Here is an 18,966-nt window from a genome sequence, read left to right on the forward strand (position 1 = left end):
GTCTGTGCTATGATGCGCCCATCCAAGACCAGGGAGCACGCCATGCAACACACCATGGTTCCCAGTGATCGCGTGCAGCACGTCGCCGTCTACGGCTGCGACGGCACCAGGCTCGGCACGATCGAGCGGTTGATGCTCGACAAGGTGAGCGGAACGGTCGCCTACGCCGTGATCAAGACCGGCGGCCTGCTCGGGACGCATCACCATTACCCGGTGCAATGGAGCGCACTTAAATACGATCCGGGCCGTCAGGCCTTCCAGGTCGAGCTGACGCCGGAGCAATTGAGCAGCGGCCCCTGCGAGTTCGATGGCGAGGAGTTCGACTGGGGCGACCGCTCGCGGTCCTACCAGCATCCGAACTACTGGTCGATCTAGCCGCGTCCGAAGTAAGGCTTCGCCCGGTGAGCGGCCTCACGTCCGGTTGCGCATCCAGTCGGCGAGGCCCGATATCGCGCGATCGAGGTCCTGCCGCGCAGCGGCGTCAGTGACGGTCTCCTCCATCGCACCGCGCATGCAGAGCAGCCACGCGTCGCGCTCGGCGTCGCCAATGGCAAAGCCAATGTGGCGCTGGCGGAGCCGCGGATGGCCCTTCTCAGGAGTATAGAGTTTGGGACCGCCGGTCCATTCGGTGAGATAGCGCTTCAGCACGTCCCTGATCAGCCCGAGATCGTCCGCATGCATCGCGCGGATGATTGTCGCCTCCGGCAGCGTATCCATGCGGTCGTAGAAGCGGTCGACCAGCCGGTCGATCGTGGCACTGCCACCGATGCGCTCGAACATGGAGGTGGTGACGTCGCTGTCAGTCATCGCTACAGCGCCACGCTGCGCAGCCCAAAGCTGCGCGCTTCGTTCTGCAGCACCGGCCGTACCGCATCGATCAGACGTGCGGCTGCCGCATCGACCGACAATCCCGCCGTATCCACCACCGCCGTCGCGCGCGCATAGAGCGGCTCGCGGCTGAGCAGGATGTTGCGCAGTTCGGCCATCGCGGAGCGGTCGTCCGCCATCGGGCGCAGATCGCCTTGGCGGCGCACGCGGGCCATGTGCTCTTCCGGCTCGGCCTTCAGCCAGATCGTGTAGAACGACGTCAGGATCTGGTCGAAGGTCAGCGGCTCGGAGACAATGCCGCCGCCGGTCGCCAGCACCATCAGCTCGTTGCGGGCAAGCAGCTGCTGCAAGGCTGCTTGCTCCATGCGGCGAAAGCCTTCCTGGCCGTACAGCGCAATGATCTCGGCGACCGAGAGGCCGTTCTGCTGCTCGACCTCCTTGTTGAGCTCGACAAAGCTCCAGCCGATTTTCCTCGCCAGCATCCGCCCGAGCGTCGATTTGCCGGCCCCGCGCAGGCCAATCAGCGCGATGCCGCAGAACGGCGCGCGTCGCGGCGCAGTTGCGCTGCCCCCAGTGAGCAGATCTTTTGCTTGCGCAATCTGCGCCGGCGTCGCCTTGCGCAGGAGGTCGCGAAACATCTGCCAGTCCGGCGTCGGATCGGCCGAGGGCAGCAGGTCTTCGAGATGGGCGCCCATCGCATCGGAGACGCGTCGCAAGAGCACGATAGAGACATTGCCCTTGCCGCTCTCGAGCTGCGCGATGTAGCGCTCCGAAATTCCTGATACCTTGGCGAGCACTTTTCGCGACATGCCGCGCAGCGCGCGCATGGTGCGCACGCGCTGGCCGAGTTGTTCGAGAAAGCGGGATTCGGCGTCGGGACTGTCGGTCATGGGGCTTCTTTACAGGAGGTCCTGCGGCGCGCTTTAATGAAACATAGTGCCTGCTGCCATTGACAGCAAGCCGTCACAGTGTCTTTCTATGAATTATAATTCTAAATTCGGGGGAGACGACCGTGAGCGAGGGATCCTACAACGCGGTGACCTGGCTGCTCGACCGTAACGTCGAGGAAGGCAGGGGAGGCAAGCTCGCCTTCGACGACACCGTCTCGCGGCTCACCTATGGCGAGCTCCAGCAACAGACCTGTCGCACTGCCAACATGCTACGCCGGCTCGGCGTCCGCCGCGAGGAGCGCGTCGCGATGATCATGTTGGATACGGTCGATTTCCCGATCGTGTTCCTGGGCGCGATCCGCGCCGGCATCGTGCCGGTGCCGCTCAACACGCTGCTGACCGCGGATCAATACGCCTACATCCTCGCCGACTGCCGCGCGCGCGTGCTGTTCGTCTCCGAAGCGCTCTATCCCGTCATCAAGGACGTCGTCGGCCGCATGCCTGATCTCGAGCATGTCGTGGTCTCCGGCGCCAAGCAGAACGGCCACAAGCAACTCGCAGAAGAGATCGCAGGCGAGAGCGATCAGTTTGCCACCGCTGCAACGCATCCGGACGAGCCCGCGTTCTGGCTCTATTCGTCCGGCTCGACCGGCATGCCAAAGGGCGTGCGCCACATCCATTCGAACCTGCAGGCGACCGCAGACACCTACGCCAAGCAGGTGCTCGGCATCCGCGAGAGCGACGTTTGCCTGTCGGCGGCAAAACTGTTCTTCGCCTATGGCCTCGGCAATGCGCTGACGTTCCCGATGTCTGTTGGCGCCAGCGTGATCCTCAACAGCGAGCGTCCAACGCCGGCGCGCATGTTCGACCTGATGAACAGGTTCAACCCGTCGATCTTCTACGGTGTGCCGACCTTGTTTGCGGCCATGCTCAACGACGAGACGATGAAGAGCGAGCGCGGCAGCAAGGCTCTGCGCATCTGCACCTCCGCCGGCGAGGCGCTTCCCGAGTCCGTCGGCAACAGCTGGAAATCGCGCTTCGGCGTCGACATTCTCGATGGCGTCGGCTCGACTGAGCTGTTGCACATCTTCCTCTCGAACGCGCCCGGCGACATCAAATACGGCTCATCAGGCAAGCCGGTGCCGGGCTATGCAGTGCGGCTCGTCAACGAGTCTGGACAGGACGTTGCCGACGGCGAGGTCGGCGAGCTCCTGGTCGATGCGCCCTCCGCCGGCGAGGGCTACTGGAATCAGCGTCACAAGAGCCGGCGCACGTTTGAAGGCCCCTGGACCCGCACCGGCGACAAATATGTCCGCGACGCCGAGGGCCGCTACACCTTCTGCGGCCGCGCCGACGACATGTTCAAGGTCTCCGGCATCTGGGTCTCGCCGTTCGAGGTCGAGAGCGCGCTGATCACGCATCCCGCGGTGCTGGAAGCCGCCGTCGTGCCCGAAGCCGATCCGGAAGGCCTTTTGAAGCCGAAAGCGTTCGTCGTGCTGCGCCCGGGCGCAAAGACGACGGATTTGCAGGAGATGCTGAAGGAGCACGTCAAGCAGAAGATCGGCCCGTGGAAATATCCGCGCTGGATCGACGTGGTGGATTCGCTGCCGAAGACCGCGACGGGCAAGATCCAGCGGTTCAAGCTGCGGGAAGGCACGAATTGAGCAGTTACGTCATTCCGGGGCGCGCGAAGCGCGAACTACGGTGCGCACTTGCGCACCTGAGAATCTCGAGCGATGAACTGCAATCTCCAGATTCCGGATCAACTCGTTTTGCGAGTTGTCCGGAATGACGGGAGTGAATGGATACAGGGCATGACCAATCTCACCCCTACCGGCTTCCTCAGCATCAACGGCGCCAGCCTCGAATACATCTGGCTGGCACCACAGGTCGCCGATGTGCCCACCATCGTCATGCTGCACGAAGGCCTCGGCTCTGTTGGCCTCTGGAACGATTTCCCCGAAAAGCTTCAGCAAGCGACCGGCGCCGGTATCTTCGCCTATTCGCGCGCGGGCTACGGCCAGTCGAGTCCGGTCGCGTTGCCGCGGCCGCTCGATTACATGCACCGCGAGGCGCTGGAGGTGCTGCCGAAGGTGCTCGACGCCATTCCTTTCAAGCGCGGCCTGCTGCTCGGCCATTCCGACGGCGGCTCGATCGCGGCGATTTACGCGGGGTCACATCAGGATCATCGCCTGCAGGGCATCGCGCTGATTGCGCCGCATTTCATCGTCGAGGACATCTCGGTGAAGTCAATCGCCGCGATCAAGTCCACTTATGAGACCACTGACCTCAAGGCCAAGCTCGCGCGCTGGCACAAGGACGTCGACAACGCCTTCTACGGCTGGAACGGCGCCTGGCTCGACCCGAAATTCCGCGACTGGGACATCTCGGAATATCTGGCCTATATCCGCGTTCCCGTCCTGGTCGTGCAGGGAAGCGATGACCAATATGGGACATTGCGTCAGGTCGAAATCGCGCAGGAAGAGTGCTACTGTCCGGTAGATTTGAAAATTATTTCAGACGCGGGCCATTCCCCGCATCGTGAAGCGCCAGGGGTGACGCTTGACGCGATTGAGCAATTTGCAAGAGCGGCCCTGCGCGACGATCAGGGACTTCGGGGACACGCTGCATGACCATGCGAAGGCACATCCATGAATGTGCCTTCACATGCGGGCAGCCCGCTGCCATGGCCGCGATGGGCCTATGTGCCGGGCGAGACCGGCGCGGTCGATGCGGATTACGAGACGCTTGATTTGGCCAAGGCGCTGGTGCCCTCGGCCTTCCGCGGCTATGTGCCGGCACGCCATCCGGCGCTCCGCTATGGGCTCGCGCTGAACGACCGCGGCTATTTCTGGGAATCCCAGGAGGTGCTGGAAGCGCTGTGGGCGGCGGCTCCGCAAGGCGGCCGCGAGCGCATCCTGCTGCGGGCCTGTGTCCATGTCGCCAACGCCAACTTACGGCTGCGCATGCAAAAGGCGCATTCGGCCGCGCGCCTGTTCGGCGAGGCGCTCGCCGAGCTGCGGACGCTGAGCGCGCGCAAGGTGGCGGCTAGTGGCGACGGCTTTGTCGAGAGCTTTCCGGTGCCGGCGCTGACGGCGCTGCTCCAGGCCAAGCTCGGCCGCACCGAGCTCACCAAGGCCGACTGGATCGCGCTGGGCGCTGTCGTGCGATCTTAGGCGCCTTCATGAAGCAAAGTGCATATCTTGACCAATAAGGGCTAGACGCGCACCTAAATGTGCACTATTGTGCATCTAACGTTAGAAACCAAGACGAGCTCAAGGGTGGCCCATGGCCGGCGAAGATCGACGCCTCGCAGGCGGCGCGACATTCATCGATTTCCAGACCGAACCGTCCCGCTACAAGCACTGGAAGCTTGCGGTCGACGGTGACGTTGCGACGCTGACCATGGACGTCGACGAGAATGGCGGCCTGTTCGAAGGCTATCTGCTCAAGCTCAATTCCTACGATCTCGGCGTCGACATCGAGCTTGCGGACGTTGTGCAGCGGCTGCGCTTCGAGCACCCTGAAGTGAAGGTCGTGGTGATGCGCTCGGCCAAGAACCGCGTGTTCTGCGCCGGCGCCAACATCCGCATGCTCGCGGGCTCGACCCATGCGCACAAGGTGAACTTCTGCAAATTCACCAACGAGACCCGCAACGGCATGGAAGATTCGTCCGAGAATTCCGGCCAGCGTTTCATCACGGTGGTGAACGGCTCGGCCGCTGGCGGCGGCTATGAGCTGGCGCTCGCGACCGACCACATCATCCTCGCCGACGACGGCGCCTCGGCCGTGGCGCTGCCCGAAGTGCCGCTGCTCGCAGTGCTGCCCGGCACCGGTGGCCTCACCCGCGTCGTCGACAAGCGCAAGGTGCGCCGCGACCACGCTGACTTTTTCTGCACCATCGAGGAAGGCGTGAAGGGCAAGCGCGCCGTGCAATGGCGCCTCGTCGACGAGATCGCGCCGAACTCCAAGCTGGAAGCCAGGATCGTCGAGCGCGCCAAGGAGTTCGCCGGCAAATCAAAGCGCGCCGGCAGCGGCAAGGGCATCGCGCTCTCTCCGCTCAAGCGCGTGATCGACGAGACCAGCATTCGCTACGGTTTTGTCACCGTCGATATCGATCGCGCCGCGCGCATCGCCACCATCTCGATCAAGGCGCCGGAAGCGGCACCGCCCGCCGACATCGACGGCATGATGGCGCAGGGCGCATCATTCTGGCCGCTGCAGGTGGCGCGCGAGCTTGACGACGCCATCCTGCATCTGCGCATCAACGAGCTCGAGATCGCGATGCTCGTCTTCAAGAGCCATGGCGACCGCGCCCATGTGCTCGCGTCCGACGCGTTCCTCGAAGCCAACAAGGCACACTGGCTGGTCAACGAGATCAGGCATTACTGGAAGCGCGTGCTCAAGCGCATCGACGTCACCTCGCGCACGCTGGTGACGCTGGTCGAGCCGGGCTCGTGCTTTGCCGGCACGCTGGCCGAGCTCGTCTTCGCCGCCGACCGCTCCTACATGCTGATCGGCACCCGCCAGGGCGACAATCAGCCGCCGCCCTCGATCGAACTGTCGGCGATGAACTTCGGCCCCTATCCGATGAGCCACGGCCTGACGCGGCTTGAATCGCGCTTCCAGGCCGATCCCGCTGATGTCGAGCGCGCGGAAGCCACGCTCGGCACCAGCCTCGACGCGGAACAGGCCGAAGAGCTCGGCCTCGTTACCTTCGCGCTCGACGACATCGATTGGGACGACGAGGTTCGCGTGTTCCTGGAGGAACGCGCCAGCTTCTCGCCCGACAGTCTCACCGGCATGGAAGCGAGCCTGCGCTTCGTCGGCCCCGAGACCATGGAATCAAAGATCTTCGCGCGCCTCACCGCCTGGCAGAACTGGATCTTCCAGCGCCCCAACGCGGTCGGCGAGGAGGGCGCGCTGCGCCGCTATGGCAGCGGCCAGAAGCCGAAATTCGATATGACGAGAGTTTAAGGAGCGCGCGGCCATGAACATGAACATCATGAACGTCGACTACTCGACCAAGATTCCGAACAACGTCAATCTCGCCGAAGACCGCCAGGTGCTGAAGGCGCTGGAAGGCTGGCATCCGGGCTACATGGATTGGTGGAGCGACATGGGGCCGGAGGGCTTCCAGGAATCGCTGGTGTACTTGCGCACCGCCTATTCGGTCGACCCGCGCGGCTGGGCCAAGTTCGACTATGTCCGTATGCCCGAATATCGCTGGGGCATTCTGCTTGCGCCGCAGGAAGAGAACCGCGTCGTGCCCTTCGGCGAGCATTACGGCGAGCCGGCCTGGCAGGAAGTCCCGGGTGAATATCGCGCCATGCTGCGCCGCCTGATCGTAATCCAGGGCGACACCGAGCCGGCTTCCGTCGAGCAGCAGCGTCATCTCGGCAAGACCGCGCCCTCGCTCTACGACATGCGCAACCTGTTCCAGGTCAATGTCGAGGAAGGACGTCACCTCTGGGCGATGGTCTATCTGCTCCAGAAATACTTTGGCCGCGACGGCCGCGAGGAAGCCGACGATCTGCTCCGCCGCCGCTCCGGCGATGCGGATGCGCCGCGCATGCTGGGCGCTTTCAACGAGGCGACGCCGGACTGGCTGTCCTTCTTCATGTTCACCTATTTCACCGATCGCGACGGCAAGATGCAGCTGCACTCGCTGGCGCAATCGGGCTTCGATCCGCTGTCGCGCACCTGCCGCTTCATGCTGACCGAAGAAGCGCACCACATGTTCGTCGGTGAGACCGGCATCACCCGCGTCGTGCAGCGCACCTGCGACGCCATGCGCGAGGCCGGCATCACCGATCCTACCGACGTCGCCAAGGTCCGCGCACTCGGCGTCATCGATCTGCCGACCATCCAGAAGAAGCTGAACCTGCACTACACGCTGTCGCTTGATCTGTTTGGCTCGGAAGTCTCGACCAACGCGGCCAATGCCTTCAACACCGGTATCAAGGGCCGCTATCACGAGACCCAGATCGACGACGATCACCAGCTGAAGAATTCGACCTATCCGGTGCTCAAGCTGATCAACGGCGAGATCAAGCTGGTCGACGAACCCGCGCTGACCGCGCTCAACATGCGCCTTCGCGACGATTACAGCCAGGATTGCGTCAAGGGCATGCTGCGCTGGAACAAGGTGATCTCGACCGCCGGCTATGATTTCAAATTGGCGCTGCCGAACGTCGCGTTCCACCGCCATATCGGCGAGTTCAAGGACGTGCACGCCACGCCCGACGGTATCCTGATCGACAATGCCACCTGGGCCAAGCGCCGGGACGATTGGCTGCCCTCGACGGCCGACGGTGACTTCATCACCTCCTTGATGCAGCCCGTCACCGAAACCGGCAAGTACGCCTCCTGGATCTCGCCGCCGAAGGTCGGCATCGACAACAAGCCGGGCGATTTCGAGTACGTCAAGATCGAGTCGTAAGGGTCAGGAACGAACGCTCGCGCAACGAAGACTGTCATCACCCGCGAAAGCGGGTGATCCAGTATTCCAGAGACAGCAGAGATAAATCGAGAAGCCGCGGCGTGCTGGATGCCCCGGTCAAGCCGGGGCATGACAGGGGCATGTGACGCGCCACTCTGAAACCCGCCCCTTACCCCGCAATCTCCAATCCCGCATTCGCATACACCACACCGCCATCGACCGCGATGGTGTTGCCGACCACGTAATCGCCCGCACGTGAGGCGAGATAGATCGCAACGCCCGCCATATCCTCGTCGGTGCCGACGCGCCGCGACGGAATGCGTTTGGCCACTTCGTCCGAGTGATCGCGCGCGGCGCGGTTCATGTCGGACTTGAACGCTCCCGGCGCGATCGCGGTAACGTTGATGTTGTCTTTGATCAGCTTCGTCGCCATACGCCGCGTCAGATGGATCACGGCAGCCTTGCTCGCGGCGTAGGAATAGGTCTCGCCGGGATTGACGAAGATGCCGTCGACCGAGGCGATGTTGATCACCTTCGCCGGACGCTCGTGCGAGGCAGCCGCGCGCAACGGCTTTGCCAGCGCCTTGGTCAGGAAGAACAGCGACTTGACGTTGAGGTCCATCACCTTGTCCCAGCCGCTCTCGGGGAATTCGTCGAATTCCGCGCCCCAGGCCGCGCCCGCATTGTTGACGAGGATGTCGAGCTTCGGCTCGAGCTTGATGATTTCGCCGGCGAGCCTGTTGCAGCCTTCAACGGTCGAGATGTCGATCGGCAGCGCGATGCATTCGCCGTCATACTGCGCCGAGAGCTCTTTCGCGGTGGCTTCGCACGGCCCGGCCTTGCGCGCGGTGATGTAGACCTTCGCTGCGCCAGCGCCAAGGAAGCCGGCCGCGATCATCTTGCCGATGCCGCGTGAGCCGCCGGTCACGAGTGCGATACGGCCTTTGAGCGAAAACAAATCGTTGGACATGATACCTCCCTTGAGTTGGCGACGTTTTGAGCGCCGCGGGGAGGGGAGTCAACTCGGTGTTGCCCGGGCGAGGCCGGGACAACAGTCAAGCGGCGGCAAACCGGCGAAAACCATTCCACATCGCGGTCGCGGCGCCCGAGGTCAGCACCGGCAGGATGCGCGCATCCTGGTAATTTCCGTTGAGCGAAACGCGCGGCAACGCGGTCATGTGATCGGCGTTCTCGGCGAACAGCATGCCGGGCCGTGTCGTCACCGCGGTCTTGAAGGCAGCGGATGCGGCCAGTGCGAATTCGCGCGTTCCTGCCGCTTCGCGGTCGCCATAGGGGTAAGCGAGGTGCAGCACCTCGCGCTCCAGCGCATGCTCGATCCGCACGCGGCTCACCGCCATCTCCTGCGTGGCGATCTCCTCGCTCAGCTTGGCGAGATTGCAATGGCTGATGGTGTGGGCGCCGATCGTGACGAGCGGATCGGCCGCGAGCCGCTTCACCTCGTCCCAGGACAGGCAGAGGCCGCGGCATAGCGCTTCCATGTCGACACCGTGCGCGGCGCAGAGCGCCTCGATCTCGCGCTTCAGATCGTGCTCGCCCGGCAGCGCGCGCAGCCAATCGTGCAGGCGATCGAACGTCGCCTGCTTTGCGGCCGGCGTGCTTGCATCGAGCCGCAGCGCGGAATGGCCGATTGTGACGTCGACCCGCTCGGCCTTGGCGATGACGGCTTCCAGCGCGGTCCACCACAATCGTCCCGTGCCTTCGGCGAAGTCGCTGGCGACATAGATGGTTGCGGGCGCGTCAAATTCGCGCAGCACCGGCAGGGCATGGTCACGGTTGTCGCGATAGCCGTCGTCAAGGGTGAAGGCGGCGAAGCGGCGCTCGAACCGGCCCTGAATCAGCCGTTCGTGCAGCTCGTCCATGCTGACGATGTCGATCTCGCGCGAGCGCAAATGGCGCAGCGTCGCGCGCAGGAAGTCGGGGGTCACCTCGAGATGCCGGTTCGGCTGGAACGCGCCCTCACGGGCCGGCCGAACATGGTGCAGCATGAAAATGGCGCCGACGCCCGACAGCAGCGGACGCAGCAGGTGATGCGCGCCGCTGAAGTAGAGTGCTCCCAGCCCGGCGCGAATGACGTTGTTACGGAGTTGTTTCATGACCGGCTGGCCGACCCCTGGGCATTCCGCCCCCAATGTAGGGAATGACCCTTGAAGAAAAAGTTATTCCAATTGTTTCACGGGTGGCCCCGGAAACGGCCCCATTTCCGGTTTGACAGCCTGCCAAGGGTTTGTTTTGTCTCCGGTTCCAGAGTTCGGGTCGTCGAATGCAGATGCTTTTCACGTGGGCCAGCAAATGGTGGCCGGGGCTGATTCCCCTGGCCGTCATGTGGGGATTTGCGGCCTGGAATAACACCTTGCCCGTCGAGGCCGACCTGTCGGCCCGCAGTTCGGCCGCGCTCAAGGATACCGTCCTGGACAAGACCCGGATCGCTGTGGACGGCCGTGACGTCAGCCTGGCCGCGGACGCCTTCTCCGAGGAGGGTCGCCGCGACGCCGTGACGACGGTCGAGCTGGTTCCCGGCGTTCGGCTGGTCGACGACCAGACCCGCCTTGTTCCCGAAGCAAAGCCATTTGTCTGGAACGCCGAGCGTGACGTGGTGCGGGTGACCCTGTCGGGCTCTGCGCCGCTGCCGTCGATGAAGGCGCGCCTCACCGAGGCCGCACGAAAAGAGGTCAATGGCGGCGAGGTCGCCGATCAGATGGGGCTCGCCCGCGGCGCGCCTGCGCGTTTCGAGGCGGCGGCGATGCTGCTGCTCGACCAGATCGGAAAGCTGAAGGACGGCAAGATCACGATCTCCGACACCAAGGTCAATCTGTCGGGCATGGCGCGCGACCTCGGCGGCCGCGAGGCGATCGCCGCCGCGCTCAAGAACCTGCCTGAGGGCTTTTCGATCGCCGCCAACGAGATCAAGGCGCCGCCTTACATCTTCCAGGCTTACAAGGATCCGGTTGCCGCCACGGTGACGCTGACCGGCTATGTGCCCGACAACAGCGTGCACGCCGCGATCGCGACCAGCGCGTCGCGGAAATTCTTCACCGAGAAGGTGGTCGACAATCTCAAGGCCAGCATCGGCGCGCCTGCTTCGTTCAACACCGCGGTTGTCGCAGCGCTCGGCGCGCTGTCGCGGCTGTCGACCGGCACGCTCGTGGTCTCGGATCGTGAGGTGAAGCTGTCGGGCGATGCGCTCTATGAAGGCGCGGCCAACGACATCCGCGCCGGCCTCGGCAAGGATTTTCCAAAGACCTGGCTGTACAAGCCCGAAATCACCGTAAAGCCCGCAGCAGGGCCGGTCGACGGCACCGTCTGCCAGCAATTGTTCTCGGAGCTCTTGGCCAAGGGCAAGATCCGGTTCGAGTCCAAACGCGCCGACATCGATCCCGACTCCGCAGGCGTTCTCGATCATCTGATCGAAACCGCACTGCGCTGCCCCACCACCAATATCGAGGTCGCCGGCCACACCGATGCCGACGGCGAGGACTCGTTCAACCAGGCGCTCTCCGAGAAGCGCGCGCAGGCGGTGATCGACTATCTGGTCAAGGCCGGCCTGCCCGCGGACCGTTTCACAGCGGTCGGTTATGGCAGCACGCAGCCTGTCGCCGGCAACGACACCGACGACGGCAAGGCGCAGAACCGCCGCATCGAATTTCTGGTGAGATGATCATGCCCTATCTTGTCTCGTTCCATATGGGCTGGCTGATCGGCTCGCTGCTGCTGGGCTTCTGCATGGGCTGGATCTCGGTGGTCCAGCGCGGCAATGGCACCTCGAAGGTGACCGCGCGCTGGCTTGCCGTGCTCGTCGCGGGCCTGGTCGCGGCCTCGTTCGCGCATGTGGTGCCGGGCCGCTTCGGCTATTGGCTCGACCTCGGCCTCGTCATGTTCGCCTGCTATCTCGTTGGCTGCACCATCGGCGCGTGGCTGCGCTATTGGGTTGTCTCGCGCAGCCAGCCTGCGGCCTGAAACGCCAGCCCGTCGCGGGGCGGTCGATCATCCCAGATCCGCTACCGACTGATTGGCAACCAGATTGCCGCAGACGCAAGACGCCGCTTGACAATAATACGTACGTACGTATTATTTTGCTCATGCCCAAGCCATCACTGAAAGACGCCATCCTCGACGCCGGCCTCAAGGTTATGTTCCGGACCGGCTATCACGGCACCAGCGTGCGCGACGTCACCGCTGCGGCGGGCGCGCCGCAGGGGTCCTTCACCAACCATTTCCGCTCCAAGGAGGCATTTGCCTCCGAGGTGCTCGATCGCTATTTCGACGTCACCCGCGGCCTCGTCGCCGAGGCGCTCGAGGACACCTCGCTGACGCCCCGCGCGCGCCTGCGGCGCTATCTCGACATCATCACCGGACGCCTTGAGGCCGACGGCTATGGCCGCGGCTGCCTGATCGGCGATCTCAGCCTGGAGGCATCAGGCAGCAGCGAACTGCTGCGTGCGCGCCTCGCAGCGATCTTCACTGAATGGCGCGCCCCGTTCGCCGCCTGCATCAGGGATGCGCAAGCGCGCGGCGAGATCGCATCCGATTTCGAGCCCGATGAGCTTGCCGACTTCCTGCTCGCGTCCTGGCAGGGCGCGATCCTGCGCATGAAGGTCGACCGCAATCCCAAAGCGCTCGAACGTTTCAAGACCATCGCATTCCAAACCGTGTTCAGGGAGCCGACATGACCAAGCCGATCGACATCGAGATTCGCAAAGCGTCCGTCCTCGGAAGCCACATGGCCTATCGCGAGACTGGCGCGGAAGGCGCGCCCGTCGCGCTGTTCCTCCACGGCAATCCGACCTCCTCACACATCTGGCGCAACATTTTGCCGCTGGTGTCACCGGTCGCGCATTGCATCGCCCCCGACAACATCGGCTTCGGTCAATCCGACAAGCCCGACATCGCCTACCGCTTCTTCGATCTTGTCCGCTATCTCGATGCCTTCATCGAAGCGCGCGGCATCAAATCGGCCTATCTCGTCGCGCAGGACTGGGGCACGGCGCTCGCATTTCATCTCGCCGCGCGCCGGCCCGATTTCGTGCGCGGCCTCGCCTTCATGGAATTCATCCGTCCGATGCCGACCTGGCAGGACTTCCACCTCACCGAGGTCGCGGAAGAGCAGGACCATGCCGAGGCGGCACGCGCGGTCTTCCGCAAATTCAGGACGCCGGGTGAAGGCGAAGCGATGATCCTCGAGGCAAATGCCTTCGTCGAGCGCGTGCTGCCCGGCGGCATCGTGCGCAGGCTGAGCGAAGCGGAGATGGCACCCTATCGTGCGCCATTCCCGACGCCGGAGAGCCGCCGTCCCGTGCTTGCGCTTCCGCGCGAACTGCCGATCGCCGGTGAGCCCGCCGACGTCTACGCTGTGCTCGAGTCCGCGCATGCGGCGCTGGCCGCGTCGTCCTATCCGAAGCTGCTGTTCACCGGTGAGCCCGGGGCGCTGGTCGCGCCGGAATTTGCCGAGCGGTTCGCAGCGTTCCTGACGCACTGCGCGCTGGTTCGCCTCGGCGCCGGGCTGCACTTCCTTCAGGAGGATCACGCTGAGGCGATTGGCCGCTCTGTCGCCGGCTGGATCGCCGGCATCGAAGCGATACGCCCGCAGCTTGCGGCCTGAGGCAAACGCTACCTCCAAGCAACATGCTTGTCGCGGCTACCCTGGCGGGCGGCCGCGATGACGTCTGTTATGTCGCAGTGCAACCCGATGACCGGGAGCGAGGCGTAGGCCACGTCGTCGTGTGCCTCGCAGCCGGCCCCCTCTTTCAACAGGCGGATGCGGTCCATAGATTGAGATCGACTTAAGGCGTGACGGAACATTGTCCGGTCGAAATCATCAAAACTTCACGGCGACTGCGCAGGATTGCCATGGAGATTCGCGTCAGCCTTGCCGCCGAAAGCGCCAAACCGTGCATCATGAGCTCGCAAGCCTGCCTAAAATATTGAAGGCACGTGATTTTGTTCGCATTGGCGAATTCCACTCCGCTTCAAAACGCGCTAGTGGAGGGACGGGGGGCATACGCGAGACCGGAGCCGACGGCGAGGGTTCGTCGAGTGCCATTGCGTCGTTCGCCTGTTCGCCGGCCATTCTGGCCGCTGAAGCGTTGTTCGAGGTCTAGATGCTGGAAGCCATACGCAGGGCGATGACGTTGCTGCGCCAGAAGCAAATCCTGCATAAGCTTGGAGTTGTGATCAGCGTCGCGGTCATCGGCATCGCTTGCTATGTGCTCTTTCACATGCTGCGCGGCATCGACACGAACGAGGTGATCGAGGCGATCAAGAGCACCGAACCGCGCCAGATTGCGATGGCCGCGTTGTTCGTCGCCGCGGGCTATTTCACGCTGACCTTCTACGATCTGTTCGCCGTGCGCGCGATCGGACAGTCCCACGTGCCGTACCGTATCAATGCGCTCGCAGCCTTCACCAGCTATTCGATCGGCCACAATGTCGGCGCCAGCGTCTTCACCGGCGGCGCCGTGCGTTATCGCATCTATTCGGCCTATGGCCTCAACGCGATCGACGTCGCGAAAATCTGCTTCCTGGCCGGCCTCACCTTCTGGCTCGGCAATGCGGCCGTGCTCGGCCTCGGCATCTCCTATCATCCGGAGGCGGCCGCCGCGATCGACCAACTGCCGCCCTGGTTGAACCGCACCATCGCGATGATGATCATCGTGGCGCTGGTTGCTTACGTGATCTGGGTCTGGACCCAGCCGCGGGTGGTTGGGCGCGGTCCGTGGACCGTAGTGCTGCCGGGCGGCCCGCTGACGCTGCTGCAGATCGCCATCGGCATCATTGATCTCGGCTTCTGCGCGCTCGCGATGTACGTGCTGGTGCCCGACGAGCCCAATCTCGGCTTCGTCGTGGTCGCAGTCATCTTCGTCTCGGCGACGCTGCTCGGCTTCGCCAGCCATTCGCCCGGGGGACTAGGGGTCTTCGACGCCGCCATGCTGGTCGGGCTCTGGCAGATGGACCGTGAGGAACTGCTCGGCGGCATGCTGTTGTTCCGGGTCCTCTATTATCTGTCCCCTTTCGTCATCTCTGTAATCTTGCTGACGTTTCGGGAGGTTATCATCGGTGCCCGATCGAAACGTTTGCAGCAGGCGGCGCTCAAGCTCGACCCAGGTCCACCGCCCAAAGCCGCTTATGTGAGAAAGCGCAGCGACGGCGGCGGCGCCTGACCGGCGCAACGCGAACATAGGAGAAGCCCGGCCCGATGGCGATCGACGCCCCCTCGTCTCCCACGGTGCAGCCATGGTCCGACCGGCTGCGGCACTCGACCATCATCCTGATCGCTGCGGCACTGGCGCTGTCGGTCGTGGTTTCGCTCGGCGAGTTGTCGGTGCTGCGGGCGGTGACGGTGTTCCTCTGCATCGCCGCGGCGGCGCTGATCCCTTGGCGGCTGCATGATACCTCCGCCTCGCGCGAGGACGTCAGGCGCGTCAATCCGGTTGAAGGCGCCGCGGTGGCCGCGGTTGTCGCCGGTATGCCGGATCCCGCGGTGCTGCTCGACCGCGCCGGCCGGGTCATCCATCTCAACGCGGCCGCCGCTCAGCTAGCGCCTGCGCTGCGCAAGAACGAGCTCGCCCAGTTCGCGCTGCGCTCGCCGGAAATCATCACGGCGCTGCGCGAGTCGATTGCCACCACCGAGCCGCGGCGCGCGACCTATCTCGACCATGTTCCGGTCGACCGCTGGATGGAGCTGATCATCACCCCGGTGCCGGTCCCGACCAATTTCGGCGGCGCCGACAAATGCATGCTGATGACCTTCCACGACCAGACGCCGCTGCGCCGGGTCGAGGAGATGCGCGCCGACTTCGTCGCCAATGCCAGCCATGAATTGCGCACGCCGCTGGCCGCGTTGTCCGGCTTCATCGACACGCTCCAGGGCCAGGCCAAGGACGATCCCAAGGCGCGCGAGCGCTTCCTCGGCATCATGCACAACCAGGCGACGCGTATGGCGCGCCTGATCGACGACCTCCTGTCGCTGTCACGGGTAGAGCTATCGGCGCATGTGCGGCCCGACACCTTGGTCGACCTCTTGCCGATCATCTTCCAGGTCGCCGACGGGCTCGAGCCGCTGGCGCGAGAGCGCCAGGTCGAGGTCGAAACTCATTTGCCCGACGGCCCGGTCATGATTGCCGGCGACCGCGAGGAACTGCTCCGCCTGTTCGAAAACCTGATCGAAAACGCGCTCAAATATGGCGCCTCCGGCGGACGCGTGATCGTGTCGCTGACGCTGCCTGCGCCCGCCGATGCAATTCAGGAAATCCGGGTCATGGTGCGGGATTTCGGCCCCGGCATTGCGCCCGAGCACCTGCCGCGCCTGACCGAGCGGTTCTACCGGGTGGACGTCGGCGACAGCCGCTTGCAGGGCGGCACGGGACTCGGATTATCGCTGGTGAAACATATTCTTAACCGTCACCGCGGCCGTCTTTTAATCGAAAGCGTGCCCAAGCAGGGTGCGACGTTCACCGCCTGTTTCCCCCAGGCTAAGACTTTAGTTTAGGCGATAAAGCAAAGTGATTTCAATCGCTTAGTGCCGTCATCCGACTGTCACGAAACCTTCGTAAAAGCTCAGCCGACCGCTCCTAAAGGGGCGGCACGGGGAGCGCGATCGGGCGCGGATGGCGCTTCGCTCCCCTGTATGGAGACCAGCATGAATTTCCTCAAGACTATCGTCGCTGCCGGCTTGGTCGCCGCAACGACGACGACGGCTTTCGCCGCCGACACCACCGGCGCCGGCTCGACCTTCATTTTCCCCGTCCTTTCCAAGTGGGCCGACGCTTACAAGAAGGAATCGGGCAACGGCGTTAACTACCAGTCGATCGGTTCCGGTGCCGGCATCAAGCAGATCCAGGCCAAGACCGTGACCTTCGGCGCGACCGACGCTCCGTTGAAGGCGGATCAACTCGTGAAGGACGGCTTCGCCCAGTGGCCGATGGTCATGGGCGGTATCGTCCCGGTCGTTAACATTGAAGGCGTGAAGGCCGGCGAACTCGTCCTCGACGGCGCCACCCTCGCCGACATCTTCATCGGCAAGATCACCAAGTGGGACGACGCTGCGATCAAGAAGCTGAACCCGAATGCCAAGCTGCCGTCGGATGCGATCTCGGTCGTTCACCGCGCGGACGGTTCGGGCACCACCTTCAACTTCACCAACTATCTGTCCAAGACCAGCGCCGACTGGAAGAGCAAGGTCGGTGAGGGCACCGCCGTCGAGTGGCCGGTTGGCGTCGGCGCCAAGGGCAACGAAGGCGTTGCCGGCAATATCGCCCAGACCAAGAATTCGGTCGGCTACGTCGAATACGCCTATGCCAAGCAGAACAAGCTGACCTACACCAAGATGGTCAACAAGGCCGGCAAGACCGTCGACGCGACCAACGAGGCGTTCCAGGCCGCCGCGTCCAACGCCGACTGGACCAGCGCTCCGGGCTACTACCTGATCCTCACCGACCAGCCCGGCGACAAGTCCTGGCCGATCGTCGCGACGACTTTCGTGCTGATGCACAAGGACGCCACCGACAAGGCCGCGTCGCAGGAAGCGCTGAAGTTCTTCAAGTTCGCCTTTGAAAAGGGTGCGAAGTCTGCCGAAGAGCTCGACTACATCCCGATGCCCGACAACGTCGTGAAGCTGATCGAGAAGACCTGGTCGGCCGACATCAAGAGCTAGGCTCTTTGCTCTCTGGACGCAGTGCGGCCTCCAATGGCCGCATTGCGCGCCATACGACGTTTCGGTCCCGGACTGACTTTGCGCTGTGTCCGGGGCGCGAGATCAACCAGAAGCGTATATCATTGGTACAGGGGATCGGCGTGGCAGATATGGCTGTCGAGAGCAATGTGATTGATGCCGCCGGTCCGTATGATCGCGCCAAGGCTTTGAGCGCGTTCAAGCTCGGCGACGTCACCTTCTACTGGATCACGCGCCTCAGCGCGATTTCGGTTCTCCTCATTCTCGGCGGCATCATCATCTCGCTGATCATCGGCGCCGTCCCGGCGATGAAGGAATACGGCTTCGCATTCCTGTGGACGCAGCGCTGGGCCCCGTCGGCGGATCCGCCCGTACTCGGCGCGCTCGGACCGATGTACGGCACGCTCGTCACCTCCTTCATCGCGATGCTGATCGCCATTCCCGTCGGTCTCGGCATTGCGATCTTCCTCACCGAGCTGTGCCCGCAATGGCTGCGCCGTCCGATCGGCATGGCCATCGAGTTGCTCGCGGGCATTCCCTCGATCATCTACGGCATGTGGGGCTTCTTCGTACTGGGGCCGTTCCTGGCCAACACCTTCCAGCCCGTCATGATCAAGATCTTCGACGGCATCCCGGTCCTGGGCGCGATCTTCGCAGGTCCCCCGTCCTATCTCAGCCTGTTCAACGCCGCGCTGATCCTCGCGATCATGGTGCTGCCCTTCATCACCTCGATCTCGGTCGACGTGTTCAAGACCGTGCCGCCGGTGCTGAAAGAGGCCGCCTACGGCGTCGGCTGCACCACCTGGGAAGTCGTCCGCAGCGTCGTGATCCCCTACACCCGCGTCGGCATCATCGGCGGTGTCATGCTGGCCCTGGGGCGCGCCCTCGGCGAGACCATGGCCGTGACCTTCATCATCGGCAACTCGTTCCGCATCTCGTCATCGATCTTCGCGCCGGGCACCACGATCTCGGCGGCGATCGCATCCGAATTCGCCGAGAGCGACGGCCTGCACCAGTCCGGCCTGATCCTACTCGGCCTGTTGCTGTTCGTGCTGACGTTCTTCGTGCTCGCCGGCGCCAGGCTGATGCTGCTGCGCCTGGAAAAGAAGGCGGGGAAGTAA

At 63.8% G+C, this 18,966-nt stretch carries 18 protein-coding genes; 14 read left to right on the plus strand and 4 right to left on the minus strand.

The genetic code is table 11. The features are described from left to right. Window positions 1-42 precede the first annotated feature (42 nt). Window positions 43-375: a PRC-barrel domain-containing protein gene (locus L6637_RS12265; RefSeq protein WP_237864189.1), complete on the plus strand. Its 333-nt coding sequence runs from the start codon at window positions 43-45 to the stop codon at window positions 373-375. 36 nt (window positions 376-411) lie between these two features. Here the strand turns inward: L6637_RS12265 and L6637_RS12270 are convergent, their stop codons facing one another. Both L6637_RS12270 and L6637_RS12275 read right to left on the minus strand, forming a co-directional pair. Beyond that, window positions 412-807, minus strand: coding sequence for a group II truncated hemoglobin (locus L6637_RS12270; protein WP_237864188.1), 396 nt, complete (start codon window positions 805-807; stop codon window positions 412-414). A gap of 2 nt (window positions 808-809) precedes the next feature. After that, complete coding sequence (locus L6637_RS12275; RefSeq protein WP_237864187.1) at window positions 810-1,718, minus strand: helix-turn-helix transcriptional regulator; 909 nt, start codon at window positions 1,716-1,718, stop codon at window positions 810-812. A gap of 122 nt (window positions 1,719-1,840) precedes the next feature. On the opposite strand from L6637_RS12275, the gene L6637_RS12280 reads away from it, so the two are divergent. The 5 genes from L6637_RS12280 (at window position 1,841) to boxB (ending at window position 8,160) form a co-directional block, all read left to right on the plus strand. Then, on the plus strand, window positions 1,841-3,382 hold the full coding sequence (locus L6637_RS12280; protein WP_237870780.1) for a benzoate-CoA ligase family protein: 1,542 nt from the start codon (window positions 1,841-1,843) through the stop codon (window positions 3,380-3,382). 150 nt (window positions 3,383-3,532) lie between these two features. Next, complete coding sequence (locus L6637_RS12285) at window positions 3,533-4,351, plus strand: alpha/beta fold hydrolase (RefSeq protein ID WP_237864185.1); 819 nt, start codon at window positions 3,533-3,535, stop codon at window positions 4,349-4,351. An 18-nt stretch (window positions 4,352-4,369) separates the two neighbouring features. Next, window positions 4,370-4,894, plus strand: coding sequence for a DUF309 domain-containing protein (locus L6637_RS12290; RefSeq protein ID WP_237864184.1), 525 nt, complete (start codon window positions 4,370-4,372; stop codon window positions 4,892-4,894). A 112-nt stretch (window positions 4,895-5,006) separates the two neighbouring features. Next, on the plus strand, window positions 5,007-6,695 hold the full coding sequence (boxC, locus tag L6637_RS12295; protein ID WP_237864183.1) for a 2,3-epoxybenzoyl-CoA dihydrolase: 1,689 nt from the start codon (window positions 5,007-5,009) through the stop codon (window positions 6,693-6,695). A gap of 13 nt (window positions 6,696-6,708) precedes the next feature. Next, window positions 6,709-8,160 carry a benzoyl-CoA 2,3-epoxidase subunit BoxB gene (gene boxB, locus L6637_RS12300; protein ID WP_237864182.1) on the plus strand — a complete coding sequence of 484 codons (1,452 nt, stop codon included), beginning with the start codon at window positions 6,709-6,711 and terminating at the stop codon, window positions 8,158-8,160. A 169-nt stretch (window positions 8,161-8,329) separates the two neighbouring features. Here the strand turns inward: boxB and L6637_RS12305 are convergent, their stop codons facing one another. Both L6637_RS12305 and L6637_RS12310 read right to left on the minus strand, forming a co-directional pair. Continuing rightward, window positions 8,330-9,130, minus strand: a complete 801-nt coding sequence (locus L6637_RS12305) for an SDR family oxidoreductase (protein WP_237864181.1) — start codon at window positions 9,128-9,130, stop codon at window positions 8,330-8,332. Window positions 9,131-9,215: 85 nt separating this feature from the next. After that, a complete protein-coding gene (locus L6637_RS12310; protein WP_237864180.1) occupies window positions 9,216-10,274 on the minus strand; it encodes a polysaccharide deacetylase family protein in 1,059 nt (352 codons plus the stop codon). A gap of 167 nt (window positions 10,275-10,441) precedes the next feature. Between L6637_RS12310 and L6637_RS12315 the strand changes: the two genes are divergently transcribed. From L6637_RS12315 to pstC, 8 genes are all read left to right on the plus strand, one after another. Beyond that, window positions 10,442-11,836: an OmpA family protein gene (locus L6637_RS12315; RefSeq protein ID WP_237864179.1), complete on the plus strand. Its 1,395-nt coding sequence runs from the start codon at window positions 10,442-10,444 to the stop codon at window positions 11,834-11,836. A 2-nt stretch (window positions 11,837-11,838) separates the two neighbouring features. Further along, window positions 11,839-12,135 carry a hypothetical protein gene (locus L6637_RS12320; protein ID WP_237864178.1) on the plus strand — a complete coding sequence of 99 codons (297 nt, stop codon included), beginning with the start codon at window positions 11,839-11,841 and terminating at the stop codon, window positions 12,133-12,135. A 122-nt stretch (window positions 12,136-12,257) separates the two neighbouring features. Then, window positions 12,258-12,848 carry a TetR/AcrR family transcriptional regulator gene (locus tag L6637_RS12325; protein WP_237864177.1) on the plus strand — a complete coding sequence of 197 codons (591 nt, stop codon included), beginning with the start codon at window positions 12,258-12,260 and terminating at the stop codon, window positions 12,846-12,848. After that, entirely contained in the window at window positions 12,845-13,777 is a 933-nt protein-coding gene (locus L6637_RS12330; RefSeq protein WP_237864176.1) for a haloalkane dehalogenase, read from the plus strand. The genes L6637_RS12325 and L6637_RS12330 overlap by 4 nt, the downstream gene beginning before the upstream one ends. A gap of 499 nt (window positions 13,778-14,276) precedes the next feature. After that, the gene (locus tag L6637_RS12335; protein ID WP_237864175.1) at window positions 14,277-15,335 is read left to right on the plus strand and encodes a lysylphosphatidylglycerol synthase domain-containing protein; all 1,059 of its coding nucleotides are present in this window, start codon (window positions 14,277-14,279) and stop codon (window positions 15,333-15,335) included. A gap of 35 nt (window positions 15,336-15,370) precedes the next feature. Beyond that, window positions 15,371-16,663, plus strand: a complete 1,293-nt coding sequence (locus L6637_RS12340) for an ATP-binding protein (protein ID WP_237864174.1) — start codon at window positions 15,371-15,373, stop codon at window positions 16,661-16,663. Between the two features lie 150 nt (window positions 16,664-16,813). Further along, window positions 16,814-17,827, plus strand: a complete 1,014-nt coding sequence (pstS, locus tag L6637_RS12345) for a phosphate ABC transporter substrate-binding protein PstS (protein WP_237870782.1) — start codon at window positions 16,814-16,816, stop codon at window positions 17,825-17,827. A gap of 149 nt (window positions 17,828-17,976) precedes the next feature. Then, window positions 17,977-18,966, plus strand: coding sequence for a phosphate ABC transporter permease subunit PstC (gene pstC / locus L6637_RS12350; RefSeq protein WP_237864369.1), 990 nt, complete (start codon window positions 17,977-17,979; stop codon window positions 18,964-18,966).

The organism is Bradyrhizobium zhengyangense (genome assembly GCF_022012435.1).
Lineage (GTDB): Bacteria > Pseudomonadota > Alphaproteobacteria > Rhizobiales > Xanthobacteraceae > Bradyrhizobium > Bradyrhizobium zhengyangense.